Annotated in this window: 17 protein-coding genes and 1 pseudogene; 12 read left to right on the forward strand and 6 right to left on the reverse strand. The window is 75.5% G+C overall.

Annotated features, from left to right (window positions below; all coding sequences use genetic code 11):
- Window positions 1–18 precede the first annotated feature (18 nt).
- Window positions 19–3,285 (forward strand): UvrD-helicase domain-containing protein, encoded by a 3,267-nt coding sequence (locus tag D7294_RS14285; protein ID WP_120679509.1) that lies wholly within the window; start codon window positions 19–21, stop codon window positions 3,283–3,285.
- Window positions 3,286–3,477: 192 nt separating this feature from the next.
- Here the strand turns inward: D7294_RS14285 and lysA are convergent, their stop codons facing one another.
- Entirely contained in the window at window positions 3,478–4,938 is a 1,461-nt protein-coding gene (gene lysA / locus D7294_RS14290; RefSeq protein ID WP_120679511.1) for a diaminopimelate decarboxylase, read from the reverse strand.
- An 11-nt stretch (window positions 4,939–4,949) separates the two neighbouring features.
- The gene (locus D7294_RS33860) at window positions 4,950–5,744 is read right to left on the reverse strand and encodes an SAV_915 family protein (protein ID WP_338325655.1); all 795 of its coding nucleotides are present in this window, start codon (window positions 5,742–5,744) and stop codon (window positions 4,950–4,952) included.
- A 39-nt stretch (window positions 5,745–5,783) separates the two neighbouring features.
- On the opposite strand from D7294_RS33860, the gene D7294_RS14305 reads away from it, so the two are divergent.
- The gene (locus D7294_RS14305; protein ID WP_479681728.1) at window positions 5,784–6,638 is read left to right on the forward strand and encodes an LLM class F420-dependent oxidoreductase; all 855 of its coding nucleotides are present in this window, start codon (window positions 5,784–5,786) and stop codon (window positions 6,636–6,638) included.
- Between the two features lie 229 nt (window positions 6,639–6,867).
- Here the strand turns inward: D7294_RS14305 and D7294_RS14310 are convergent, their stop codons facing one another.
- Genes D7294_RS14310 through D7294_RS14325 form a run of 4 tightly spaced genes read right to left on the reverse strand, consistent with a single transcriptional unit; the run spans window position 6,868 to window position 11,961 of the window.
- Complete coding sequence (locus D7294_RS14310; protein ID WP_120679519.1) at window positions 6,868–8,796, reverse strand: DUF2264 domain-containing protein; 1,929 nt, start codon at window positions 8,794–8,796, stop codon at window positions 6,868–6,870.
- Window positions 8,793–9,683, reverse strand: a complete 891-nt coding sequence (locus tag D7294_RS14315) for a carbohydrate ABC transporter permease (protein ID WP_120679521.1) — start codon at window positions 9,681–9,683, stop codon at window positions 8,793–8,795. Before D7294_RS14315 ends, D7294_RS14310 begins: the two co-directional genes overlap by 4 nt.
- Complete coding sequence (locus D7294_RS14320) at window positions 9,680–10,654, reverse strand: carbohydrate ABC transporter permease (RefSeq protein WP_120679523.1); 975 nt, start codon at window positions 10,652–10,654, stop codon at window positions 9,680–9,682. Before D7294_RS14320 ends, D7294_RS14315 begins: the two co-directional genes overlap by 4 nt.
- A 14-nt stretch (window positions 10,655–10,668) precedes the next feature.
- Window positions 10,669–11,961, reverse strand: coding sequence for an ABC transporter substrate-binding protein (locus D7294_RS14325; RefSeq protein ID WP_120679525.1), 1,293 nt, complete (start codon window positions 11,959–11,961; stop codon window positions 10,669–10,671).
- 241 nt (window positions 11,962–12,202) lie between these two features.
- Between D7294_RS14325 and D7294_RS14330 the strand changes: the two genes are divergently transcribed.
- From D7294_RS14330 to D7294_RS14375, 10 genes and pseudogenes are all read left to right on the forward strand, one after another.
- Window positions 12,203–13,336 (forward strand): substrate-binding domain-containing protein, encoded by a 1,134-nt coding sequence (locus tag D7294_RS14330; RefSeq protein WP_241562354.1) that lies wholly within the window; start codon window positions 12,203–12,205, stop codon window positions 13,334–13,336.
- Window positions 13,333–14,574 (forward strand): MFS transporter, encoded by a 1,242-nt coding sequence (locus D7294_RS14335; protein ID WP_120679527.1) that lies wholly within the window; start codon window positions 13,333–13,335, stop codon window positions 14,572–14,574. Before D7294_RS14330 ends, D7294_RS14335 begins: the two co-directional genes overlap by 4 nt.
- 521 nt (window positions 14,575–15,095) lie before the next feature.
- Window positions 15,096–16,031 carry a CPBP family intramembrane glutamic endopeptidase gene (locus D7294_RS14340; protein ID WP_120679529.1) on the forward strand — a complete coding sequence of 312 codons (936 nt, stop codon included), beginning with the start codon at window positions 15,096–15,098 and terminating at the stop codon, window positions 16,029–16,031.
- 60 nt (window positions 16,032–16,091) lie between these two features.
- The gene (locus D7294_RS14345; RefSeq protein ID WP_120679531.1) at window positions 16,092–17,339 is read left to right on the forward strand and encodes a sensor histidine kinase; all 1,248 of its coding nucleotides are present in this window, start codon (window positions 16,092–16,094) and stop codon (window positions 17,337–17,339) included.
- Window positions 17,336–18,028 (forward strand): response regulator, encoded by a 693-nt coding sequence (locus D7294_RS14350; RefSeq protein WP_120679533.1) that lies wholly within the window; start codon window positions 17,336–17,338, stop codon window positions 18,026–18,028. The genes D7294_RS14345 and D7294_RS14350 overlap by 4 nt, the downstream gene beginning before the upstream one ends.
- Window positions 18,029–18,222: 194 nt before the next feature.
- Window positions 18,223–18,909, forward strand: a complete 687-nt coding sequence (locus D7294_RS14355; protein ID WP_120679535.1) for an antibiotic biosynthesis monooxygenase — start codon at window positions 18,223–18,225, stop codon at window positions 18,907–18,909.
- 261 nt (window positions 18,910–19,170) lie between these two features.
- Window positions 19,171–19,893 (forward strand): annotated as a pseudogene (locus D7294_RS14360) (response regulator transcription factor); the annotation flags it as partial.
- 194 nt (window positions 19,894–20,087) lie between these two features.
- Window positions 20,088–21,917, forward strand: coding sequence for a sensor histidine kinase (locus tag D7294_RS14365; RefSeq protein ID WP_120679955.1), 1,830 nt, complete (start codon window positions 20,088–20,090; stop codon window positions 21,915–21,917).
- 390 nt (window positions 21,918–22,307) lie between these two features.
- Entirely contained in the window at window positions 22,308–23,648 is a 1,341-nt protein-coding gene (locus tag D7294_RS14370; RefSeq protein ID WP_120679539.1) for a bifunctional glycosyltransferase family 2/GtrA family protein, read from the forward strand.
- On the forward strand, window positions 23,645–25,906 hold the full coding sequence (locus D7294_RS14375; RefSeq protein ID WP_120679541.1) for an ArnT family glycosyltransferase: 2,262 nt from the start codon (window positions 23,645–23,647) through the stop codon (window positions 25,904–25,906). The genes D7294_RS14370 and D7294_RS14375 overlap by 4 nt, the downstream gene beginning before the upstream one ends.
- Window positions 25,907–25,937 lie beyond the last annotated feature (31 nt).

Consider the following 25,937-nt stretch of genomic DNA (forward strand, 5'->3'; position numbering starts at 1 on the left):
TGTGGAAGGATGACACGGGTGCGCTTTCACGCTGATCTCCATATCCATTCCAAGTTTTCGAGGGCCTGCAGCAAGGACTGCGATCTGGAGCATCTGGCCTGGTGGGCCAGGCGCAAGGGCATCGCGTTGGTCGGCACCGGGGACTTCACGCACCCGGCGTGGTTCGCGCACCTCACCGAGACGCTGGTGGAGGCCGGGCCGGGGGTGTTCCGGCTCAGGGAGGAGCTCGACCGGGAGGTCACGCGCCGCCTGCCGCCCTCGCTGGCGGAGCGGCCGGTGCGATTTCTGCTCTCCGTCGAGATCTCCACGATCTACAAGCGCGGCGACCGCACCCGCAAGGTCCATCACCTCGTCTACATGCCGGACTTCGCCTCCGCGGCCGAGTTCAACCGGCGGCTGGCGCGGATCGGCAACATCGCCTCGGACGGCCGCCCGATCCTCGGCCTCGACTCGCGCGACCTGCTGGAGACCGCCCTCGAGAGCAGCCCGGACGCGTTCCTGATTCCCGCGCATGTCTGGACGCCCTGGTTCGCGGTTCTCGGTTCCAAGTCGGGTTTCGACCGGATCGAGGACTGCTACGCGGATCTTTCCGACCACATCTTCGCGGTGGAGACCGGCCTCTCCAGCGACCCCGACATGAACTGGCGGATCTCAGCCCTGGACCGCTATCGCCTGGTCAGCAACTCCGACGCGCACTCGCCGCCCATGCTCGGCCGTGAAACGACCCTTTTCGACACCGAGTTGGACTACTTCTCGGTAAGGCATGCCCTCCAGACGGGCGAAGGGCACGCGGGTACGGTCGAGTTCTTCCCTGAGGAGGGCAAGTACCACGTCGACGGCCACCGCAAGTGCGGGGTGCGGCTGGAGCCGGAGGAGACCCGTGCCCTCGGCGGCCGGTGTCCGGAGTGCGCGAAGCCGCTGACGGTCGGCGTGCTCAGCCGGGTGCAGGAGCTCGCGGACCGGCCGGAGCCGGTACGCCCTGCGGGTGCGGCGGGTTTCCACAGCCTGGTGCCGCTGCCGGAGATCGTGGGCGAGATCGCCGGGGTCGGCCCGAAGAGCAAGCGGGTGGCCGCCGAGGTCGAGCGGCTGACCACCGCGCTCGGCCCCGAACTCTCCATCCTGCAGGACGTCCCCGTGGACGCCATCGAGCCGCACGCGCCGCTGGTCGGCGAGGCGGTGTCCAGGCTGCGCCGGGGCGAGGTGATCCGCGAGGCCGGGTACGACGGCGAGTACGGCGTGATCCGGCTGTTCCAGCCGGGCGAGCTGAAGCGGCTCACGGTCCACGCCGCGCCCGCCCTCTTCGACGACGGCCTCTTCGAGGTTCCCCCGTCCGGCGACGGCCGGGACAGCGGGCGCCCGGCGCGCGGGGGCTCCGCGGCGGACGGCCGGTCCGGCGCCGCACGCCCCGGCGTGCCCGCGCAACGCCCCACCCCCGCCGCGGAACGGGGCGGCGCGGCCCCGGACGCGGAAGAGCCGAACGCGGCGGGCCCGGACGTGGCAGCACCGGGCACGGCAGGCCCGAACGCGGCGGAACCGAACGCGGCAGGCCCGGACGTGGCAGGCGCGGGCGGCGGGCGCGACGGGCTGCCGGGAGCGGAAGGGGGAGCGGGAGGAGACCGGCCGGCGGGCCCGGTTCCCGGTCTTGACCCCGACCAGGGCGCCGCCGCGGAGGTCACGCACGGCCCCCTGTTGATCATCGCGGGACCCGGCACCGGAAAGACCCGCACCCTGACGCACCGCATCGCCCGCCTGGTGACGGTGCACGGCGTGCCGCCCGAGCAGTGCCTGGCGATCACCTTCACCCGGCGCGCCGCGCAGGAGATGGCCGAGCGCCTGGCCGACCTCGCGCCCGCGCACGCGCCCCGGCTGACGATCGCGACGTTCCACTCCCTCGGGCTGCGCATCCTGCGCGAACAGCACGAACGGGCGGGCCTGCCGGCCGGCTTCGCGCTCACCGAGGAGTCCGAGCCGGACCGGCACGCACGCGGCCTGGTGTCCCTGGACGATCTCATCGACCTGCCGCTCGCCCTGCTCGAAGCGGACCCGGGGCTGGCCGCCGCCTACCGCGACCGCTGGCGCTGGGTCTCCGTGGACGAGTACCAGGACGTCGACGAGCGGCAGTACCGGCTCCTGCGCCAACTCGCCACGCCCGAGGGCAACCTGACCGCCATCGGCGACCCCGACCAGGCCATCTATCGCTTCCGCGGCGCCGACGTCCGCTTCTTCCTGCGTTTCCAGGCGGACTTCCCCACCGCCCGCACCGTGCGCCTCACGCGCAACTACCGGTCGAGCGCCCGCATTCTGACGGCGGCGCAGCGGGTCGTCGCGCCGACGACCCTGGTGCCCGACCGGGTCCTGCTGCCGCTCGGCGACCACGGCGAGGCCCCGGTCGAGGTGCACGCGGCGCGCGGCGAGCAGGCGGAGGCGACGTTCGTGGCGCGCACCGTGGAACAGCTGATCGGCGGGGCGTCGTTCCACGCCAGGGACAGCGGCTGGGTGGAGACCGAGGGCGCGCAGGGGCTCGGCTTCGCCGACATCGCGGTGCTCTACCGGACCGACCGTCAGTCGCGCGCCGTGGCGGAGGCCCTGACCAGGGCGGGTCTGCCGTTCCAGAAGCGCTCCCACGACCGGCTCGCGGACCGGCCCGGGGTCGCCCGCCTCCTCGGGGCGCTCGTCGGCGCCGCGGAGGGCGGGGAGGGCGGGGAGGCCGGCCGGGCCGAGGAGGGCCCGCTGCCGGGGCGGCTGCGCCGCGCCCTGGCCAGGCTGCTCGACGCAGACGCCGAGGCGGCGGCGCCCGGCGAGGAGCAGGTGACCGAGGCGGAACTGCGCCTCGCCGCCGACCTGCTGGCCCCGCTCGCCGAGCGCTGCGGCGAGGACCTGGCGGCGTTCCGCGACGAGTTGGCGCTCGGCGTCGAGGTGGACAGCTGGGACCCGCGCGCCGACCGGATCTCGCTGCTCACCCTGCACGCCGCCAAGGGGCTGGAGTTTCCCGTGGTGTTCATCGTCGGCTGCGAGGACGGGCTGCTGCCGATGCGCTGGCCCGGCTCGGACCCGGGGGAGGCCGCCGAGGAGGAGGCGGAGGAACGGCGGCTGCTGTTCGTCGGCATCACCCGTGCCCAGCGGCACCTGTACCTGAGCCATGCGGCGGAACGCTTCCGGCAGGGCGCCGTGCGCCCGGCGCGCCGCTCGCCCTTCCTGGACGCGCTGCCCGCCGAGGTGCTGCGGGCGGAGACGCGCCTGCCCAGGCAGCGCCCGGCCCGGGACACGCAGTTGCGCCTGCTGTGACCCGCCGCCCCCGCACCACCCCCCGCACCCCCGCACCACTCCCGCCGCCCCTGCACCACCCCGGCACCCCCCGGCGCCCTCCCGGCACCCCCCCGGCAACCGCCCGCACCCCCCAACCTCCGCGCCCCCGCGACCCGCCCCCAGGCCCAGGCCGCCTGCGGGGGGCGCGGGCAGGCCCGGTGAGAGCCCGGGTCACAGGCCCACGTCGCGGCGGCTGAGGTCGAGGAGGCACTCGCGGCGCACCAGGAGCCGCGGCCTGCCCGCGCGGACCGCGACGACCGGCGGGCGGCCGACGAAGTTCCAGGTGGAGGCCATCGACAGGTGGTACGCCCCGGACACCGGCGTGGCCAGCAGGTCGCCCGGCCGCACGTCCTCGGGCAGGGAGACGTCCTCGGCCAGCACGTCGCCCGCCTCGCAGTGCCGCCCCACGACGGTCGCCCGGCCGGGCCCGGCGATCGAGTGCCGCCCGATCAGCCGGGGCGCGTACCGCACGCCGTACAGCGCGGGCCTCGGGTTGTCGCTCATCCCGCCGTCCACGGCGACGAAGGTGCGCCCGCCCGCGCGTTTCACGGCCAGCACGCGGTAGAGCGCCACCCCCGCGGGCCCCACGATGCCGCGGCCCGGCTCGATCGCGAGCCGCGGCTGAGGGAGCCCGGCCGCGGTGCAGCTCGCGGCGAGTTCCGCCCGTACCCGCCCGGCCAGTTGGCGAACGTCCAGCGCCTCGTCGCCCGGCCGGTAGGCGACGGCGTGCCCGCCGCCGAGGTTCAGCTCGGGCAGGGCGACGCCGTACTGGTCGCGGACCCTGGCGAGCAGCCCCACGGTCCGCCGCACCGCCTGCAGGTACGGCTTCACCGTGGCGATCTGCGAGCCCAGGTGGCAGTGGACGCCGAGGAGTTCGAGCCCCGGCTGGTCCAGTATCCGGCCGATGGCGTGCTGGGCCGCGCCGTCGGCGATCGAGAGGCCGAAGTGCGCGGCCTCGGTGCCCGTGCGCACCTTCTCGTGCCCGCCGGCCGCGATGCCGGGCACCACGCGGACCAGGACCTTCTGCCGTGAGCCTGGCGGCAGCTGGGTGGCGAGGCGGAGGATCTCGGCGGTGCTGTCGACGACGATCCTGCCGACGCCGAGCCGGAACGCGGCCCGCAGGTCCTCGGGGCTCTTCGCGTTGCCGTGCAACACCATGCGCTCGGGCGGGAAGCCGGCGACGACGGCGAGTTCGAGTTCCCCGGCGGAGCAGACGTCGAGACCGAGCCGCTCCTCGTTCAGCCAGTGCGCCAGCCCGCGGCACAGGAATGCCTTGGCCGCGTAGTAGACGTCGGCGCCCCGGAAGGCGGCGCGGTAGCCGCGGGCGCGGCGGCGCACCTCCTCCTCGTCGAGGACGTAGGCGGGGGTGCCGTAGTGCCTGGCCACGGCGGTGAGGGGCACGCCGCCGACCAGGATGTCGGCGCCCTCGGCACGCGCGGAGCGCGGCCAGATGCCCGGACCGGCGGGGGCGTCCGGGCCGATGGGGGCGTGGGGGACGTCCGGTTCGGCGGGGACGTGGAGGGCGGCCGGGACGTGGGGGACGTCGGGGGCGGCCGGGGCGTTGGCGGCCGGGGCGTGGGGGACGGGGGCGGCCGGGGCGGAGGCGGGGCCTGGCTGCGGGGTGGCGCTCATGCCGGCCCTCCTCACGCCGCCGCGGCGCGCAGGCGGCGCGCCGGCCGACCGGCGAGCGCGGCCGGTTGCGGGTCGACGACCAGGGCGGTGACGCCGAGGGGCTCGGTGAGCGCCAGGAGCGCGCGGTCGCAGAGCGTGGCCCAGGGCTGCCCCGGGCCGAGTGCGGCGACGAGCCGCCGCTCGCTGGTGAAGGCGACGACGGTGGCCTCCCCATGGGGAGTGCGGAAGAGGCGCACGCGTGTGGTGTGCGCCGGGCCCGGCCGGACGGGAACGTGGTAACGCCCGGCCGGGAGCGTATCTGCGGGACCGTCCGCGCTCATCGCGGCTACCTGCCTTTCTGCCGGTGACACCGCGACGCTAAGCCCGCACCCGCCGGGCTCCGCCCTCCGATGACGGGCCCCTGACGCGCGGGCCGGCGGCCTTGACGCCGCCCTCACCTCCGGCAGCCCGAGGGACGAGGCCGCCGGCCGGCCCGGGCACCCCGTCGACGCCGGCGTCCGCGCGGGCGGCCCCCGGCTGCCGGGCCCGCCGCAACGGCGGCCCGCCCGCGGGGAGGTGCCGACAGGCGAGCCGGGCTTGCCACCCGGGTTCCGCAGGGGATAACTTTCGGAGGGTACCCTCCGGTTACGTGAGGCGGGGACACGCACCGGCGTGGGCGCCGGAGGGCGGCGGCCCGGCGCCTCCGCCTGCAACGCGCCGGCGTACGCCTCGCCCCGCCGGCGCGTGCCTCGCCTGCCACCCGGCCGACGGCCGCGCCGACCGCCACGCCCGCCCCTCCCACTCCCCCGGCCCCCTCTTCCCCGCATCGACTCCCGACTCCGAACGGACTCGACATGGAACTCGGTTTGCACGTACAGAACTTCACGTGGCCCGGCGGCCCGCGGCAGCTCGGCCCCACCCTGGCGAAGGTCGCGCGGACCGCGGAGGCCGGTGGCTTCTCCCGGCTGACGGTCATGGACCACCTGTGGCAGATCGGCATCCTCGGCCCGCCCGAGCAGGAGATGCTGGAGGGCTACACCGCGCTCGGTTTCCTGGCCGCGCACACCGAACGCGTCCTCCTGCACACGCTGGTCACCGGCGTCGTCTATCGCCATCCGGGGCTGCTGGCCAAGGCCGTCACGACCCTCGACGTCCTCAGCGGCGGGCGGGCGGGGCTCGGGATCGGGGCCGCCTGGAACGACGCGGAGGCCATCGGGCTCGGCCTGCCCTTCCCGCCGCTCGCCGAGCGCTTCGAGCGACTTGAGGAGACGCTGCGGATCTGCCGGCAGATGTGGAGCGGGAGCGAGGAGCCCTTCGAGGGGGCGCACTACCGCCTGGGCCGCACCCTCAACTCCCCGCAGAGCCTCAGCAGGCCGCATCCGAAGATCATGATCGGCGGCTCGGGCGAGCGGAAGACGCTGCGGCTCGTCGCCAGGTACGCCGACGCCTGCAACATCTTCCACACCGCCGAGACCCCGCGGAAGCTGGACGCGCTGCGCGAGCACTGCGCGCGTGAGGGCCGCGACTACGCGGAGATCGAGAAGACGACGGTGCTGCGCCTCGGGCCAGGGGCCAAGGCGAACGAGGTCCTGGCCGAGTTGCGCGCCGCGCACGAACTCGGTTTCACCGCCGTCTACCTGACGACCCTGGCCGAGCAGGACCCCTTCCCCGCGCTGGAGATGTGCGCCACGGAGGTGATCCCGGAGATCTCCTCCTGGTGAACGCCCTGGGGCGCGCCCCACCGACCGGCGCGCCCCCATCAACCGCCGCGCCCCCACCGACCGCCGCGCCCCCATCAACCGCCGCGCCCCCACCAACCGCCGCGCCCCGCCGGCGCGCCCCCAACCGGCGGGCCCCCAACCGGCGTGGCACGCGGACGGGTTGGGGGCCCCGGGCGGGTTCGGGCCCCGGACCGGTGCGGGCTCCGGGCCGGTGCGGCCCTCGGCGGGTTCAGCCCCCGGCCGGGCCGCCCGCGCCCACGGTGCCCGTGGTGCCGTCGGGCCAGACGACCGTCGCGGTGTCCGCCTCGAAGCGCGGCGGCGCGGGCAGCGTGCCGTCCTCGGTGACCCCGAGGAAGACGGCGAGCGCGTGCGGGCCGCCCGCGCCCGCCGCGTAGACCGGGGTGGCGCTGTGCGGGCCGAACGCGTTGGCGTGCTCGGCCCGGCGCAGGGAGACGGTGGCCGAGGGCACCGGGAGCAGCGGCACCAGCGCGCTGGTCAGGCCGTCGGAACGCCGCCGCACCACGCCCTCGTTGCCCGTGGGGACCTCGGGCGGCTGCTCGCCGGCGAGCGGATGCCCGGCCACCCGCACCGGCCCGTCCGCGCGGACCAGCCGCACCTCCCAGGGACCGCGCACGGCCGAGGCCACGTGCGTGGCCGGCGCCGCGCCCCCCGTTTCCTGGCCGCCGCTCCCGGGGGCCCGCCCCTCGCCTTCCGGCTTCCCGGGCCCTGCCCCCATGTCGGGCGCCGTGTGCGTGGTGTAGGCGTGGTGGGTGTAGACGTGCGGGTAGTGCGGCACGTGCGGGGTGCCGTGGGTGACGACGCGGACGACGCCGTCGGCCGAGGTGCCGGAGACCAGCCAGCGCGGCACGGCCAGCGTGCGGGTGAAGTCGCCCTCGTCGACGGGCAGCGGCTCCTCGCGCGCGGTCCACACGGGGTGGTCAGGCGGGAGCAGCAGCCCGGTGAAGCCCTTGCTCGCCCAGTACGGCGAGCCGGGCCCCGAGTACTCCTGCCGCATCGGCTCGAAGCGGCGGTGCCAGCCGAGGGAGAGCACGCCGCCCTCCTCCGTGGCGCCGCGGTCGAGGAAGTGCCGCAGCATTCCGCTGGCCGCCCGCCTGGTGCGGCCGGGCGGCAGCGGCGTGGCGTCGAACAGCGCGCCGTTGAAGAAGGGCGAGGCGGCGGCGAACCGGTAGGTGAGGGAGCGGCCGTGGAAGAGCGGGGAGCCGTTCGCGGCCACCAGGTACGGGGCGTCGGCCAGGAAGGCGCGCAGCCGTGCGCGGTAGCGCGCGAGCAGCCCCTCCTCCGCCGCCTCGCCGGAGATCCGGCAGTACCACAGCGGGTACAGGTGCATCGCCCAGCCGTTGTAGTGGTCGTAGTTGGCGCCGTCGCCGTCGGTGTACCAGCCCTCACCCCGGTACCAGCCGTCGGTGGCCTCGACGGCCTGCTCGATGTCCCGCGCCGCGTACGGCGCGCCCACCGAGCGGAGGAAGGCGGCGACGACGGCCCTGAACCAGAGCCAGTTGTTCCGCGGGACCTCGATGCCCGCCATCCGCGAGAGCCAGTCGACGGCGCGTTGCCTGGCCCGGTCCGGCAGCCGGTCCCACAGCAGGGGCCTGGTCTCGTGCAGCGCGAGGGCGACCGAGGCCGCCTCGACCCGGGCCTGCGGCACCTCGGTGACGTCGGGCCAGCGTTCGGCCGCCGCCGGGTCGGTGCCGGTGACCAGGCCGTCCGCGTAGACGTCCAGCAGCCGCTGTGCGTCGGCGGGTTCGGCGTGGGCCGCGCGGAAGGCGGCCAGCAGGAAGGTGCGGGCGTAGCCCTCGAACGCGTCGCTGTACGGGCCCGAGCCGCTGGCGGGGCCCGGGAGCCCGAAGAGCGCGCCCCCGGGTCCCACGAAGCGGCGGACCGCGGCGAGCAGGTCGTCGGCGGCGCGCTCCCAGTGCCGCCTGGTCCAGCCGGTGTAGGGGGACAGCGCGCGGTCCTCGGGCTCCGCGGCCCACCCCGGCCGCGCCGGCGTGCCCTCACGCGCCCCCTGCCGCGCCCCCGCCGCGGCGCTCCGCCCGGAGCCGCCAGGGGCGTTCGGCCCCACCCCGGGCGCGGCCTTCGGCCCTGCCCCCGGGGTGGCGTTCGGCTCGGCGTCGGGGGTGGCGTTCGGCTCGGTCAACGGATACCGCCTTCCGCGAGTCCCGCCCGCCAGCGGCGTTGCAGCGGGATGAACAGCAGGATCAACGGGATGGTAGCCACGGCGGAGCCGACCACGACCAGGCGCGTGTAGTCCGGGTTCTGCCCCACGGCCGAGTTCCAGGTGAACAGGCCCTGGCCGATGGTGAACAGGTCGTTGTCGGTGAGCATGACGAGCGGCAGGAAGAAGTTGTTCCAGATGGCGATGAACTGGAAGAGGAAGATGGTGAGCGCGCCCGGGCCCATCAGCCGCAGGCCGACGGTGAAGAAGGTGCGCAGTTCGCCGGCCCCGTCGATCCTTGCCGCCTCCAAAAGTTCGCCGGGGACGGCGCCCGAGGAGTAGGCCCTGGCGAGGTAGACCCCGAACGGGTTGACCATGACGGGGATCAGCACCGACCAGAGGGTGTCCGTCATCCGCACCTGCGCCGCCATCAGGTACAGCGGCACGACGATGGCGGTGTGCGGGACGAGGACGCCGGCGATGACCACCGCGTACCACTTCTCGCGGCCCTTGAAGTCGAACTTGTCGAAGGCGTACCCGGCCGCGACCGACAGCAGGGTGGCGACGGCGGCGCCGCCGACCGCGTAGACGGCGGTGTTGAGTATCCAGCGGGCGAAGACGCCGTCGTCCTGCCGGAAGAGGTCGGCGATGTTGCCGAAGACGTGGAAGCCGGCGGACGGGGAGAAGCCGTTGCTGCTGTACAGCTCGGGCAGCGTCTTGGTGACCCCGAACAGCAGCCAGATCAGCGGGGCGAGGGTGTAGAGGGCGGCGATCGCGCACAGGGCCGTGCCGGTGGAGCGGCGCAGCCACCAAGCCGTCCCCTGGGTGGCGCGCGGGGTGGCGTCCGTGGCGGGGGCGGCGGCGCTCATCGGGCGTTCCTCCGGTTGGCGAGCGTGGTGACGACGAAGGAGAGGACCCCGGCGAGCAGGGCGATCAGCACGGAGATCGTGGCCGCGTAGTGGTAGTCGTTGGACTCGAACGCGGCGGAGTAGGCGAGCATGTTGGGCGTCCAGCTCCCGGTGACCGAGCTGTTGCCCGAGCTCTGCACGATCTGCGGCTCGGTGAACAGTTGCAGGGAGCCGATGATCGTGAACAGGGTGGCGACCATGACCGCGGGGAAGACCTGGGGCAGCTTGACGCTGAAGGCGGTGCGGATCTCGCCGGCGCCGTCGATGCGCGCGGCCTCCACGGTGTTGCGGGGTATCGCCTGGAGGGCGACGTAGATCAGCACCATGTTGAAGCCGAGGGCCTGCCAGACGGCGATGTTGACCAGGGAGAAGAGGACGCCCCCGCCGTTGAGGAAGTCCACGTGCACGCCGGCCGAGTCCAGCGCGTCGATCACCGGGCTCAGGCCGGGCGTGTAGAGGTAGACCCAGACGATGGCCGCGATCAGGCCCGGCACGATGTGGGGGAGGAAGAGGACCGTCTGGAAGAAGCGGCGGGCCGCGGTCAGCGCGCTGTCGAGCAGCAGGGCGAAGGTGGCGGCGAGCGCGATCAGCACGGGCACGTACACCAGCCCGTACAGCAGCACCCGTCCCGTGCCCTGGAGGAAGTCGGTGTCTGTCAGTGCGCGGGTGTAGTTGTGGAAGCCCGCGAAGACCCGCTGGGGGCCTTCCCAGCCGACGCCCTCGAACTTCTCGCGGAAGAAGCTGAGCCACAGGGCGTAGGCCATCGGCGCGAGGTAGGTGAGGGCGAAGAGGACGAAGAACGGGCCGAGCAGGAGGAGCACGCCGGCCCGGCGCTGGGGGCGCACGGTGCCGCCGGTCGCTCCGGCGCGCGCGGCGGGCCGGGCGGCTCTCGTGCGGCCACGGAGGCGGGTGGCGCTGGTGAGTGATGCCATGGTCGGTGGTCCCTTCAGCCTGTGACGTCGTAGCCGCGCCGGCGCAGTTGGTCGACCGTGGCGTCCTGCCAGTCGCGGAACGCCGTCGCGAGGCCGCCGGGGAGGCCGATGTCGAGGGTCGTCTCGTCGTTGAGCCGGCTGAAGCCGTCGGTCATGTCGGGACCCCACTCCCAGGAGGGGGGGATGGTGGGTGCGGCGGCCGCGGCGACGGCCGCCAGGTTCATGCCGTGGGTGTACGGGTTGGCCTCCTCGACGGCGGTGCGCCAGTCGTCGGCCAGGTCGGCGTTCGCGGGGAAGGCGGTGCTGACCGGGGCGGCGGCGGCGATGGCGTCGGGGGAGGTGGAGACCCAGCGGGCGAACTCCATGGCCTCCTCCGGGTGCGGGGAGCCGACGGGCAGGGCCATGGTGGAGCCGCCGTAGTTGCCCGAGGCGGCCAGGTCCCAGGCGGGCAGCGGGGCGACGCCCCAGGTGCCGGCGAGGTCGGGCACGAAGCGGGAGAGGTTGGCGGCGGTCCAGGGGGCGGCGATCAGGGTGAGGGAACGGCCCGCCTCCAGGTCGGTGATGTGCTGCTCGGCGAAGGTGGGCCCGGCGGTGACGAGGCCGTCGGCGAGCAGGGAGTCCCAGTAGTCGGCGACGCGTCGGGTGGCCTCGTCGGTGGTGTCCACGCGCCACTGCCCGCTCGACGTGTCGAACCAGTCCGCCCCGGCCTGCCAGGCGAGCCCGGCGAGCAGGCCGGCGTCCGCGGTGGGGAAGGTGGTCATGGAGACGTCCGGGTGCTCCTCGTGCAGCCGCTCGGCCTCGGCTCGGTACTCCTCCCAGGTCGCCGGGGGTTCGAGCCCGTACTCCTCGAACAGGTCGGCGCGGTAGAAGAGGACCTGCGGGGCGATGTCCTTGGGGAGGGCGTAGACCTCGCCGCCCAGCGCGACCTGCCGCCAGGTCCACTCCGGGTACCGGCCGGCCAGCTCCTCCACGCCGTAGCGGGTGATCGGCTGCACGACGTTCTGCGTGACGAAGCCGGGAAGTTCGGGGTATTCGACGGTGACGATGTCGGGGGCGCGTCCCGCCCGGACCGCGTTGAACATCTTGGAGTAGCCGCCGGAGGTTCCGGACGGTATCAGCTCGAAGTTGACCCGGATGTCGTCGTGGGTGGCATTGAAGCGGTCGACCATCTCCCGTGAACCGGACACCCAGGACCAGTACGTGATCGTGGTCGGCTGGTTCCCGTTCGCGTCGTCCGACAGCCCGCAGGACGCGAGCAGCAGGGACGCCGCCAGGCCGACCAGAGCGGCGACGGTGCGTGTGAACACGTGAGCGGCTCCTTGTGTGGCGTGTGCCACCGCACCCTGACCCAACTTCGTCAACTAGTCAATAGAAATGAGCAGGATCGCCAATGAGCGACAACAAGCGATCAGAAGTCTCGCGCGATCACCTGGGTTCATCCATTAGGCTCAGCGCTCGGTACCTGTGGGCCGCGCCGCTCGGCGCCGGTCCGCCGACGAGCCGCACCGGGCGCGAGGACGTCCCGGCGGTGGCGAAAGGGGACGGGACATGGCGGACATGCTCGTGGAACAACGGCAGGAGCTGCTGCTGCGGGAGCTGCACGCCACCGGCGCCGTACGCGTCACCGAGCTCGCGGCGCGGTTCGGCGTCTCCCCCGGCACGATCCGCCGGGACCTGGGAGAACTCGCCGACCTCGGCCGGCTGACCAAGGTCCGCGGCGGCGCGATACCGGTGGACCGGGCGGTGGCCGACGCCGCGGCGGCGGAGGGCGACGGGCAGCCCGAGCCCGTGGAACCGCCGCCCTCCCGGACGCTCGGCCTGCTCGTGCCCTCGGCCACCTACTACTACCCGCGCGTCCTCGCCGGGGTCAGGGCGGTCGCCGCCCGGCGCGGCGCCCGCGTGGTCATCGGGCTCACCGACTACGTCAGGCCACGCGACCTGAAACAGCTGGAGGAGCTCGCCGCCTCGGGCGCGGACGGGCTGCTCGTGGCCACCGCGGGCCCGCACCACGTGCCCTCCGCCACCATGGCGGGACTGCGCGAACTCGGCCTGCCTTTCGTGCTGCTTGAGCGGCAGCCCGAGGACCCCTACGAGCCCTGCGAGTTCGTCGTCTCCGACCACCGGCACGGCGCCTACCACGCCGTGCGCCACCTGCACGCGCTCGGGCACCGGCGGGTCGCCCTCTACCTCACCGGCAGCCCCACGGGCCCGCTTGTCCGCGAGGGCCACGCGGACGCGGTGCGGGAACTCGGCCTCGACCCCGCCGCGCCGCTGCTCGACGGCGGACGCCCGCCGCTCGGCTCGGCGGTTGCGGCCAGGCAGTACGACACGTTCATCGAGTCCTGCCTGGCCAGCGGCACCACGGCCGCGCTGGTGCACTCCGACCACGACGCGATCGAGCTGCTCCAGCGGCTGCGGGCGCGCGGCCTGCGCACCCCGGAGGACCTCGCGCTGATCGCCTACGACGACGAGATCGCGGCCATGGCGGAGGTACCGTTGACTGCCGTGGCTCCCTCCAAGCGGCAACTCGGCGAACAGGCCGCGCAGATGCTCCTCGACCGGCTCGACCACGCCGCCGCGGGTGGGGAACCGCTCGCCCTGCGGCAGGTGACCGTCAAGCCCGGGCTCACGCTCCGCCAGTCCTGCGGTCACGGGCCGGCCGGCCCGGGTTCCCCGGCATGACGACCGCCGCGGCGGACCGCGCGGCGGAGCAGCGGACGACGGCGCGGCGGGCGCGCGCCGCGGTGGCGCTGCTCTTCCTCGGCAACGGCTTCGTCTTCGCCAACGTCGTGCCGCGCTACCCCGAGATCAAGTCGGACCTCGGCCTGTCCAACGCCGCCCTCGGCACCGCGATCGCCGCCATGCCGCTCGGCGCGCTGGTGCTCGGCCTGCTGGCCAGCCCGCTGATCACCCGGTTCGGCTCGGCGCGGACCGCCGTGAGCACCCTGACCCTGCTGGGACTGACCGTCCTCGGCATCGGCACCGCCCCCGGCTACGCGCTGCTGTGCGCCGGGATATTCCTCGCCGGAGCGCTGGACGCGGTCACCGACGTGGCCATGAACGCCCACGGCCTGCGCGTCCAGCGCCTGTACGGCCGCTCCATCCTCAATGCCTTCCACGGCGTGTGGAGCGTGGGCGCCGTCCTCGGCGGGTTCAGCGGCGCGGGGGCCGCCCAGGCCGACATTCCCCTGGCCGTGCACCTGGGCGTGACCGGCGCCCTCACCGCCGCGCTGGCGCTCGGCTCCTTCCGGTACCTGCTGCCAGGGGCCGAGGACACCGAACGCGAGACGAAGACGGAGGGAGCGGGGGCGGGAGCGGGCGCCGGGGGCGCGCGGCGGCTGGGGTGGCACGCGGCGCTCGCGCTCGGCGCGCTCGGGCTGCTCAGCGCCTCGGCGGCCGTGGCCGAGGACTCCGGCGCCTCCTGGGGCTCGGTGTACCTCAGGGACGAGCTGTCCGCCGGGCCGTTCGTCGGCGGCCTCGCCTTCACCGCGCTCCAGGGCTCGCAGACCGTCGGCCGCCTGCTCGGCGACCGCGTGGTGCAGCGGCTCGGCGACCGCACGACCGCGCGGGTGGGCGGCCTGCTCGTCGTCCTCGGCATGGGCGCGGCCCTGCTGTGGCCGAGCACGGCGAGCACCATCGTCGGCTTCGGCCTCAGCGGTCTGGGCATCGCCACCCTGATCCCCGCCGCCTTCCACGCCGCCGACGAGCTGCCCGGCCTGTGGCCGGGCGCGGGCATCACGGTCACGGCCTTCCTCATGCGCGTCGGCTTCCTGCTCTCGCCACCCGTGGTCGGAGTGATCGCCGACGCCCACTCCATTCGGCTCGGGCTGCTCGTCGTGCCCGTGGCCGGCCTGCTCGTCCTGGCCGCCTCCGGCAGCCTCGCCCCGAGGGCCGCCCCCCGCCCGGCGGCAACGGCCTGAGCCGGGGCGGGTGCGGGACGGCTCGGTCCTCGGCACGGCTCCGGAACGGCGCGGCCCGATGCGGCGGAGCCCGATGCGGTGGGGCACCCGATGCGGTGGGCCCGATGCGGCGGAGCCCGGCACCGGAACGGTACGCGAGGCGCGCGGGCGTGGGCCGGGGGCGGGAGGGCGGCGCCGAGGCGGGGTCGGTGCACGCGCGGGCCGAGGCGGGGTCGGTGCACGCGCGGGCCGGGGCCCGGCGGGGCCGGTGCACGCGCGGGCCGGGGCCCGGCGGGGCCGGTGCGGGCGCGGGGCGGGTGCGGACGCAGGCTCGGCAAGGCGCGGGCAGGGTGGGGCGTGGGCAGGGTGGGGCAGGGCGGGGCGTGGGCAGGGCGCGGGTGACGAAAGGATGGGCTGTGGGCGGCCGTTGTCCCCCGTGAGAGCTACAAAAACCGTCCATCGGCGGGTGATTCGCGGGGGCGCCCGTCTTCCTACCGTACGGAGTGGGTCGCCGGAGGGCGGCCAATCCCACGGAGGTCACCATGGTTACGACGCTCACCCCACCCCCGCCCGCCGGCCGCGGCGCCGCCCCGGAGTTCGCTGCCGAGTCCGCCGCGGATGCCGCTGTGGATGCCGGCGCGGAGGCCCGGGGCCGCGGTGCCCGGTTCGCCCGGTCCCCGCTCGGCTGGATGTCGGCCGGCCTGCTCGGCATCGGCGCGGTCTCGGCCCTGACCTCGGGAGGCGAGCAGGGGACCGTGAGCGGCACCCTCCTCCCCCTCCTCGGTGCGGCCGGCGCCCTGGGCGTCTACCAGCTGGTGATGCGCCGCCTCGCCCGGCGCGGCACCCCGGAGACCGCCCGCCCGGGCGCCGGGCGCGAGGCACTGCTCGGCGCGGGGACCGGCCTCGGGTTCGTCCTCGCCTCCGTGGCCCTGATAGCGGCCTTCGGCGGATACTCCTTCGGCTCGTCGGGCCACCGCCTCCTCCCGGTGGCGGCCTCCGTGCTCGTCACGGCGGCGGGCGCGGCGATCACCGAGGAGCTGATGCTGCGCGGCATCGCCCTGCAGGCGCTCGAGCGGATATGCGGCAGCCGCGGCGCCCTGGCCGTCACCGCGGCCCTGTTCGGCCTCCTGCACCTGGGCAACCCGGGGGCGAGCCTTTGGAGTTCGCTGGCGATAGCCATCGAGGCCGGGGTCCTGCTCGGGGCCGCCTTCCTGTGGCGGCGCAGCATCTGGTTCGCCGCGGGCCTCCACTTCGCGTGGAACGCCACGGAGCAGCTGCTCGGCATACCGGTCTCCGGCCACACCGGCGACGGCCTGCTGCGCGCCGACCTCGACGGCCCGGCCCTGCTGACCGGGGGCGACTTCGGCCTGGAGGCCTCGCTGGTACCGGTTCTCCTCAGCCTGCTGCTCGCCCTCCCCATGCTCCTCCTCGCCCACCGGCGCGGCGGCCTCCTCCCGAGGCGGCACGCCGACCGCTGACCACCCCCCGGACGCCACGACAGGCCCACCGGGACCACCGCACCGAAGGAAACGGCTGTGATGCTCACCCAGGCGGCCCGGAGCGCTCGTCTCCTCCGGGCGCCCCTCGGCTGGTGGCGCGGGCGCGGCGCGTTCGTTCAGGACGCCGTCCTCGCCGCCGCACTCGCCCTGCTGGCCCTCGTGCCCACCCTCTCCGCCATAGGCCCCCAGCTGGGAGACCTGCCCGAACGCCGGCAGGACGCAGCCGGCGTGGCCCTGGCCCTGGCGCAGTCCCTGCCGCTGATGTTCCGCCGTCGGCGGCCGGGAGCCTGCCTCGCGGTCATCGGCGCCGCCTTCGCGGCGCACCAGGCGCTGGGCTGCCCGCAGACCTTCGGGGGGATCGGCCTCTACCTGGCCCTGTACGCGGCCGGGGCGCACCGGGCGCGCCACCGCCAGGGTCTCGCGGTGGCGGCGAGCGCGGGCTACGCGGTGCTGGCGGCGGTGCTGCACCATCGGGGCTCGCCCCAGCAGGTCCCCGACTACCTCGCCTTCTACGCGGTGCTCGCGGTGGCGTGGCTCGCCGGCGCCGCCGTGCGCAGGTGGCGTGCGGAGGAGGCGGAGCGCAGGCTGCTGGCCGCCGAGCTCGCCATCGGCGCCGAACGCGCGCGCCTCGCACGCGAGTTGCACGATGTCGTGACCCACCACGTGACCGCCATGGTGGTACAGGCCGACGCGGCGCAGTTCCTCCTCGGCACCGCGCCCGACCGCGCCGGGGAGAGTCTCACCGCGATAAGCGGCACCGGGCGGCGGGCGCTGACGGAGCTGCGTTCCCTGCTCGGCGTGCTGGAGGCGACCAGCGCCGCCGCCCCCGCGGGGGACGCCCAGGGCGCGGGGCGCGGCCCGGCCCTCGGCAAGGTGTCGGACCTCGTCGGCCAGGCCAGGCTGTCCGGCCAGCCCGTCGAGTGGCGGGAGGAGGGCGCGCCCCGGCCACGGCCGGTGGACGTGGAGTTGGCGGCCTACCGGGTGGTGCAGGAGGCCCTCACCAACGCGATGAAGTACGCGACCGGGCGGCCGACCGCGGTGGAGGTGCGGCACGGCGACGAGCGACTGGAGATAGAGGTGACGACGGAAGGCCCCGGGCGCGACGCGCACCTGCCGAAGCCGCGAAAGCCCCTCCCGGCAGGGGGAAGAGGGCTGAACGGCCTGCGCGAACGGGTGCGGATGCTCGATGGTGAACTGATCGCCGGCGCCCGGCCGGACGGCGGCTTCAGCGTTCGGGCCGTGATTCCGTGCCGCCCCGGCCCCGCCGACCCAGGAGAGTGCCCATGAGCGACGTGCCCCGGCCCATCCGGCTGCTCGTCTGCGACGACCAGGCGCTGGTGCGCGCCGGCTTCGCGACCATTCTCGACGCGCAGCCCGACATGGAGGTCGCCGGAGAGGCGGAGAACGGCCACGAGGCGATCGAGTGCGCGCGGCGGCTGCGGCCCGATGTGATCGTGATGGACATCAGGATGCCCCTGGTGGACGGCATCGAGGCGACGAGGCGGCTGGCCGGCCCGGAGGCCACCGACCCGGCGAAGATCCTGGTCGTCACCACCTTCAACGTGGACTCCTACGTCTACGAGGCCCTGCGGGCGGGGGCCAGCGGGTTCCTCCTGAAGGACGCCCCGCCCGCGGAGATGGTGAGCGCCGTCCGGACCGTGGCCCGTGGCGAGGCGCTGCTCGCGCCCGCCGTCACCCGGCAGTTGATCGGTCACTTCGCCGAACGGCTGCGCCCGGCGGACTCCGCGCGCCCGGCCCGGGAGGAGGTGACGCGTGCCCTGGCCCCCCGCGAGGTGGAGGTGCTGAAGCTGATCGCCGAGGGAATGTCGAATGCGGAGATCGCCGCCGCCCTGTTCATCACGGCAGAGACGGTCAAGACCTATGTGTCGCGCATCCTGTCGAAGCTCGGGCTGCGGGATCGCGTGCAGGCGGTCGTCCTCGCCTACCGGGTCGGCCTGGTCTCCGGCGTGGCCTGAGCGGCGGGCCGGCTTCCCACCCGCGCCGCCGCCCGCCCGCCGGGGGCCGGAGGGCCCGGCCGCGCGGGAGTGCGGAGGGGACTCGGGGGTGAGGGGTGCGGGGGCCGGCGGTGCGGCGCCGCCTCCGCGGACAGTTGACTTCAAGGGAGGTTGATGTTTCAGGCTGGTCGCCCGGCCCAGGGAAAGGAATCGGGATGGGCACCTTCGATGCGGGAACGACGCTGATCAGCGAGTGGATCGTCGGGACGCCGGAACGGCAGCGGCGTGCCGCCGAGGCGCTGCTCGGGGAGTGGCGGGAGCTGAGCAGGCGGCTGCGGCCCGTGGCGTTCCGGCGGTTGAGCTGCTTCGCGAGCGTGGACGGGCGCGTGCTGCTCTGCCACGCCAGGTGGACGAGCGACGAGGCGCACCGGGAGTGGATGCGGACCCACCGGCCGGCGATGGTGGGGCGTATCGACGAGGCGATCGAGGGCATCGAGCGCCCCGGTGTGGTGCGTTACCGGCTGCACGGCAGCGTGCGGTTCGAGGCCGGCTCGGGTGCCTCCGGCGCGGGGGACGCCCGGGTTCCCGCGCCTGCCGGGTCGGGCGGGGCCGCGGGGCCGGGCGGGTTGGCGGAGTCCGGCTCCTCCGGAGAGGTGGTCACGCTGGTGCACCGGCAGACGGAGAGCGCGGAGGAGGCGCGGGCCTGGGCCGAGGCTGCCGCGGATGCCCTGCGGGCCGCGCCTCCGGCCGGGCTGGCCGCGGCCCACCTGCTCGTCGGCAAGGACGGCCGCCACGCCCTCGTCTACGCGACGGGCGCCGGGGAAGGCGACGGCGCCTGGCCGGTGGCGGGAGAGCCGCGCAGGTTCCGGCTGCTCGGCGAGGTGCACGGCCCCGCCGCCTGAGCGCCCGCCCCGGAGCCGGGGGGCTGCCGCGTGCCGGTGCGCCCTCCGGAGCCGCGCCTCCCGCGGGCCGGCGCCCGGGGCCGGGGGCGGCGCCCGGGTCGGCGCCGGGCCGCGGCCCGGTTCCCTCGGGAGGGACTGCCCCCGGGCGGGCCGGGGGCGGCTGGGTGGCGGGGGCCGTGCCCCTGGGGGCCGGGGCGCGTTCTGAGGGTGTTCACAGCCGTCTCTCAGGAAACGCTCAGGTTCGCCGCGCACGGTGGCCGCATGCGGTCTTCCCACTCGCTGGTTCCCTCAGGGGCCGAGCGCGCGTTGCGGGTGCTCGTCGTCGACGACGAGTCCTCGCTCGCCGATCTGCTGTCGATGGCTCTGCGCTACGAGGGCTGGGAGGTGCGGGCCGCCGGGGACGGGTCGGGGGCCGTGCGGGCCGCCCGGGAGTTCCGGCCGGACGCGGTGGTGCTCGACGTGATGCTGCCGGACTTCGACGGCATCGAGACGATGCACCGGATCAGGGCGCACGCCCCCGACCTGCCGATCCTGTTCCTGACCGCACGGGACGCGGTGGAGGACCGGATCGCGGGGCTCACCGCGGGCGGCGACGACTACGTGACCAAGCCGTTCAGCCTGGAGGAGGTCGTCGCCCGGCTGCGCGGGCTGCTGCGGCGTTCCGGCGCGGCGGTCAGGCGGCCCGAGTCGCTGCTCGTGGTCGGCGACCTCACCCTGGACGAGGACAGCCACGAGGTGCACCGGGCCGGGGACCCGGTCGAGCTGACCGCGACCGAGTTCGAGCTGCTCCGCTACCTCATGCGCAACCCGCGGCGGGTCCTCAGCAAGGCGCAGATCCTCGACCGGGTCTGGTCCTACGACTTCGGCGGACAGGCCAACGTCGTCGAGCTGTACATCTCCTACCTGCGGCGCAAGATCGACGCCGGACGCGCGCCCATGATCCACACCAAGCGCGGCGCCGGTTACGTCCTCAAGCCGGCGGCCCCCGCGCCCACCACGCCGCCCACCCCTCCCACGCCCCCCGCACCTCCCTCGCTGCCCACGTCCCCTGCTTCTCCCACTCCTCCCGCTGCCCCTGCTTCTCCCACTCCTCCTGCTCCCCCCACGACTCGTGCGCCTCTCGCCTGAGTCCCCTTTTCCCCGGTGCTTCCTGGTGTTTCCTCGTGCCCCACGCCGCCATGCCCCCTTCCCCGCGCTCCCCTGAGTTCCCCGCTCCGCCTCCGCCTTCCGCGCCACCCCGGGCGGCGCGGGCCGGGTGGTGGCACGGGCGCCCGTTGCGCACCCGCCTCGTGGCCTCCTGTCTGCTGCTGCTTGCCGTGGTGCTCGCGGCCGGCGCCCTGGTCAGCACCGTGGCGATCCGGGCGTTCCTCATGGAGCAGCTCGACCAGCGGGTGCGGGAGGCGGGTCAACAGGCCGTTCCCGGGACGGTGTTCATGCACCTGGGCGACGAGGAAGAGCTGCCGCCCGGCCTCGATTTCCTGAAGCGTCCCGGGATCGACTCGCGCGCCCTGGGCGTGCTGGTGCGCGACGAGGGCACGGTGAGCGCGGGCGTGCTGGACGGCGGTACCCCGCCCGCCGTCGACGAGTTGTCCGCCGCGCAGGTCGCCGCCTCCGTCGAGGTGCCGACGGACGGGGAGCCGCACACGCACGCCATCCCCGGCCTCGGCGACTACCGGCTGATCGCGGTGCAGGGCCACAACGGCGACACGGTGGTCACCGGGGTGCCGATGACGACCGTTCAGGACACCGTGCAGCAGGTCGTCGCCGTGCAGGCGGTCCTCGCCGCCGCGGCGCTCCTCGCCGGAGGGCTGGCGCTGGTGCCGGTGGTCACGCTGGCCCTGCGCCCCCTGCGCCGGGTCGCCGGGACCGCCATCCGGGTCTCGGGGCAGAACCTGCACCGCGGGGAGGTCGGCCGGCTGGAGAAGGTGCCGGCCGCGGACACCGACCCGCGCACCGAGGTGGGGCAGGTCGGCGCCTCGCTGAACCGGCTGCTCGACCACGTTTCCTCCGCGCTCGCGGCCCGGCAGGCGAGCGAGACCCGGGTGCGGCGGTTCGTGGCCGACGCCAGCCACGAGTTGCGCACCCCGCTGGCCTCGATCCGCGGCTACGCCGAGTTGACCCGCCGCGGGCACGAGAAGCTGCCGCCCGACGCCGCCCATGCGCTGCGCCGGGTGGAGGCGGAGGCGACCCGGATGACCTCGCTGGTGGAGGACCTGCTGCTGCTGGCGCGGCTCGACTCGGGACGCCCCCTCGCAAAGACGGAAGTCGACCTGTCGCCGCTGGTGGTCGACGCGGTCGGCGACGCGCGCGCCGCGGGCCCGGACCACCGCTGGCGGCTCGCGCTGCCCGGGGAGCCGATGTGCGTGAGCGCCGACCCGGCGCGGCTCCAGCAGGTGCTGGTCAACCTGCTGGCCAACGCCCGCACCCACACCCCGCCCGGCACCGAGGTGACGGCCTCGGTCCGCCGCGAGGGGGAGTACGTGGTGCTGCGCGTCGCCGACGACGGGCCCGGCATCCCGCCCGAGGTGCTGCCGACCGTCTTCGAGCGGTTCTCCCGGGGCGACGGCTCGCGCTCCAGGGCCGCCGGGAGCACCGGCCTCGGCCTGGCCATCGTGACGGCGGTGGTGGCCGCGCACCAGGGCACCGTGTCGGTGCGCAGCGTGCCGGGCCGCACGGAGTTCACGGTGTCGCTGCCCGCCGCCCGCACGCCCGCCCCGGCCACCCACCCGGCGCGGCCCCCGGCCGCCCACCCACCGCGCGACACGGCCGCCCACCCATCGCACGAGGCAGCCACCCATCCACCGCGCGAGGCGGTACGGGAGCCGGTGCGCGACGCGGCCATCCACCCGGCGCAGGACGCGGCTCGGGGAACGGCCGCTGTCCGAGGGGCCGTTCGGGGCACAGCCGCGCGCCCGGCCCCCAAACCGGCTCACAGCCCGGCCCCCGATCCGGCTCACGCCCCGGCCCCGGACCCGGTGCAGGACACGGCCGAGTTCCCCGCAGGCTGAGCCCCTGCCGCGCGCACTCGCCGGCGGCCCGGCCGGTTTCCTCGCGGGCCCCGCGGCCGAGTTCCCGCCCGGCCCCACCCGCATGGCTCGTGGCCCCGCCCCGAGCGGGCGCAGCCCGCAAGCCCCGACCCGACGCGGCACGCAGGCCCCCACCCCCAGCGGACGCGGCCCGCAAGCCCCGCCCCGACCGCACACGGCACCTGGCCCATGGCACCTGGCCCATGGCCCACTTCCCGCGGCCCACAACCCACTTCCCGCGGCCCCCGGCGCATCAGGCCCACAGCCTTCTTCCCACGGCCCGAGATCAGGCCGCGGCCCGCGGCTCGACTCACAGGTGGCACACAGGCGGGTCACATGGGTGGGACAGGGCGGGATTCGAGGGTCGCCAGCATGGACACACTGACCCCACAGCCGGGCGCGCTGCCCGCCCGCGGGCCGGTGGTCGCCGCCCGTGGCGCCCCCGTGCTCGACGTGGTGATCCCGGTCTACGACGAGGAGCGCGACCTGGAGCCCTGCGTGCGGCGGCTGCACGCGCACCTGCGGTCGACGTTCCCCTACCCGTTCCGGATCACCATCGCGGACAACGCGAGCCGGGACGCGACCGCCGAGGTCGCCGCCGCGCTGCAACGCGAGTTGCCGGAGGTGACGGCCGTGTACCTGCCGGAGAAGGGCCGGGGCAGGGCGCTGCGCCACGCCTGGTCGGCCTCGGACGCGCCCGTGCTCGCCTACATGGACGTGGACCTCTCCACCGACCTGGCGGCCCTGCTGCCGCTGGTCGCCCCGCTGATCTCCGGGCACTCCGACCTCGCGATCGGCTCCCGGCTCACCCACGGCTCGCGGGTGGTGCGCGGCCCGCGCCGTGAGGTGATCTCCCGGGCCTACAACCTGCTGCTGCGCGGGACACTCCGCGCCAGGTTCTCCGACGCCCAGTGCGGCTTCAAGGCGATACGCAGGGAGGTGGCCCAGCGGCTGCTGCCGATGGTCGCGGACACCGGCTGGTTCTTCGACACGGAGCTGCTGGTGCTCGCGGAGCGCGCCGGGCTGCGCATCCACGAGGTGCCCGTGGACTGGGTGGACGACCCCGACAGCCGGGTCGACATCGTCGCCACCGCCGTGGCCGACCTCAAGGGCATGGTGCGCGTCGGCCGGGCCCTGGCCCGCGGGCGGCTGCCGCTGGCGGCCCTGCACCGGGCGGGGGACCCGTACGGTGACGTGCCGGGGGTGCCAGGGGTGCCAGGGGTGCCAGGGGTGCCGGGCGTGCCGGCCGGGCTCGGCAGGCAGCTGATCGGGTTCTGCGCGGTGGGGGCGGCGAGCACCCTCGCGTATCTGCTGCTCTTCGTCGCCCTCCGCGGCCCGGTGGGCGCGCAGTGGGCGAACGCGCTGGCGCTGCTGCTGACCGCGGTCGGCAACACGGCCGCCAACCGCCGCCTCACCTTCGGGGTCCGCGGGCGGGCCAGGGCGGGCCGGCACCAGGCCCGCGGGCTCGCGGTGTTCCTGCTCGGGCTCGCCCTCACCAGCGGCTCCCTCGCCCTCCTGCACGCCTCGGGCGGCGAACCCTCCCACGCGGTGGAGCTGACGGTGCTGATCGCCGCGAACCTCGCCGCCACCCTGGTGCGGTTCCTGCTGTTCCGCGCCTGGGTGTTCGGCAGACGGCCCCCCGCGGCCCCGGCGCCCCCGCGCCCCACCTCCCCCCGCCCGCTGCCTGCCCCCCGTCAGAAGAAGGAACGATGACCGCTCCCCCCACCCGTCCCCCGCTTCCCGCCCCGGCCGCCGCCCCGCCACCCGGCGTGGCGCCCCACCGCCGCCCGCGGCGCCTGCCCCCGGCGGGCGAGTTCGGCCGCCGCCTGTGGCGTGGCCGCCCTGGCGACCCGCGCTGGGCGCGGCCCGCGCTGCTCGCGCTGCTCGCCCTGACCGCCGCGCTGTACCTGTGGAACCTGGGGGCGTCCGGCTGGGCCAACGCCTACTACTCGGCGGCCGTGCAGGCGGGCAGCGAGAGCTGGAAGGCGTTCCTGTTCGGCTCCTTCGACGCGGCCAACTCCATCACCGTCGACAAGACGCCCGCCTCGCTGTGGGTGATGGAGCTCTCCGCCCGGCTGTTCGGCGTGAACGCCTGGAGCATCCTGGTCCCGCAGGCCCTGATGGGCGTGGCCACCGTGGGCGTGCTGTACGCCGCGGTGCGGCGCCGGTTCGGCCCGGGGGCGGGGCTGCTGGCCGGCGCGACGCTGGCCCTCACGCCGGTGGCGACGCTGATGTTCCGGTTCAACAACCCCGACGCGCTGCTCGTGCTGCTGCTCACCCTGTCCGGGTACGCGGTGCTGCGGGCGGTCGAGGACGGCCGCACCCGGTGGCTGGTGCTCGCGGGGACCTGCGTGGGCTTCGGCTTCCTGGCCAAGATGCTGCAGGCGTTCCTGGTGCTGCCCGCCCTGGCGCTGGTCTACCTGCTGTGCGCCCCGACCGGGCCGCTGCGCCGCGTGGGCCAGCTCCTGGCGGGCGGCCTGGCACTGGTGGCCTCGGCGGGCTGGTGGGTCGCCCTGGTCGAGCTGTGGCCGGCCGGCTCGCGCCCCTACATCGGCGGCTCGCAGCACAACAGCATCCTCGAACTCACCCTGGGCTACAACGGCTTGGGGCGGCTGAACGGCGAGGAGACCGGCAGCACCGGCGGAGCGGTGATCTTCGCTCCCGGCACCGAGGCGACGCAGGCACCCGAAGCGCCGCAGGGCGGTGGCTGGGGGGAGACCGGCATCGGGCGGCTCTTCGGCTCGGACATGGGCGGCCAGATCGCCTGGCTGCTGCCGGCCGCGCTGCTGCTGCTCGTCGCCGGCCTGTGGGCCACGAGGCGCCGCCGCCGTACGAGCCCGGTGCGGGCCGCCTTCCTGCTGTGGGGCGGTTTCCTGGTCACGCACTGGCTGGTGTTCAGCTACATGCAGGGCATCTTCCACCAGTACTACAACATCGCCCTCGCCCCCTCGATCGGCGCGGTCGTCGCCATGGGCGCCACCGTGCTGTGGCGGCGGCGCAGGCATCCGGCCGCGGCGGCGACGCTGGCCGCGGCCACGGCGCTGACGGCCTGCTGGGCGTACGTGCTGCTCGGCCGCGCGGAAGGCTGGCACCCGTGGCTGCGCGGGGTGGTGCTGGTCACCGGGCTCCTGGCGGCGCTCGGGCTGCTCGCCGGGGCGGTCGCGGGCCTCCTCTCCCGCGCCGGGACCGGGGAAGCGGCGCCGGGGGTAGGCGGGTTCGCCGCCGGCCGCTGGGGGCGGCGCCTGGCGCTTGCGGCGGGGGCGGCGGCGCTGCTGTCCGCGCTCGCCGGTCCCGCGGCCTTCGCGGCGCAGACCGCGAACACCCCGAAGACGGGCTCCATCCCGCTGGCCGGCCCCGCCACGGCCGGCGCGATGGGCGGGGCCCGCGTGTTCCTGGAGGGCCCTGGGCCCGGCGGGGGCGGGCCCGGTCAGCCGGGGCAGGCCAACCCGGGCCAGGCGCCGGCCGGAGGCCAGGCGCCGGTGGGCGGCCGGGCGCCCGGCGGGGGCGCCCAGCCGCAGGGCGGCGCGAACGGCCCCCAGGGCCAGGGCGGCGCGAACGGCGGCCCCGAGCCGGGCGCCTCAGGCCCGGGCCAGGGCCAGGGCGGGCTGCTCGACGCCAGCGAGCCGAGCGCCGAGCTGACCGCGGCCCTGGAGGAGGACGCCGACTCCTACACCTGGGTGGCCGCCGCCGTCGGCTCGCAGGTCGCCTCCGGCTACCAACTGGCCACCGGCGACCCGGTGATGCCCGTCGGCGGCTTCAACGGCACCGACCCCTCCCCCACCCTGGAACGCTTCCAGGGCCTGGTCGCCGCCGGCCGCATCCACTACTTCGTGGGCGACGGCACCGACCGCGGCATGGGCATGATGGGCTCAGGGGACTCCGAGGCCGCGCAGATCACCCAGTGGGTGGCGGAGAACTTCACCGCCACCACCGTCGACGGCGTCACGCTGTACGACCTGAGCGGGGACTGAGCCGGCCCTTCCCGGAGCGCGGCGCCCGCCC

The organism is Streptomyces hoynatensis (genome assembly GCF_003626535.1).
Classification (GTDB): domain Bacteria; phylum Actinomycetota; class Actinomycetes; order Streptomycetales; family Streptomycetaceae; genus Streptomyces; species Streptomyces hoynatensis.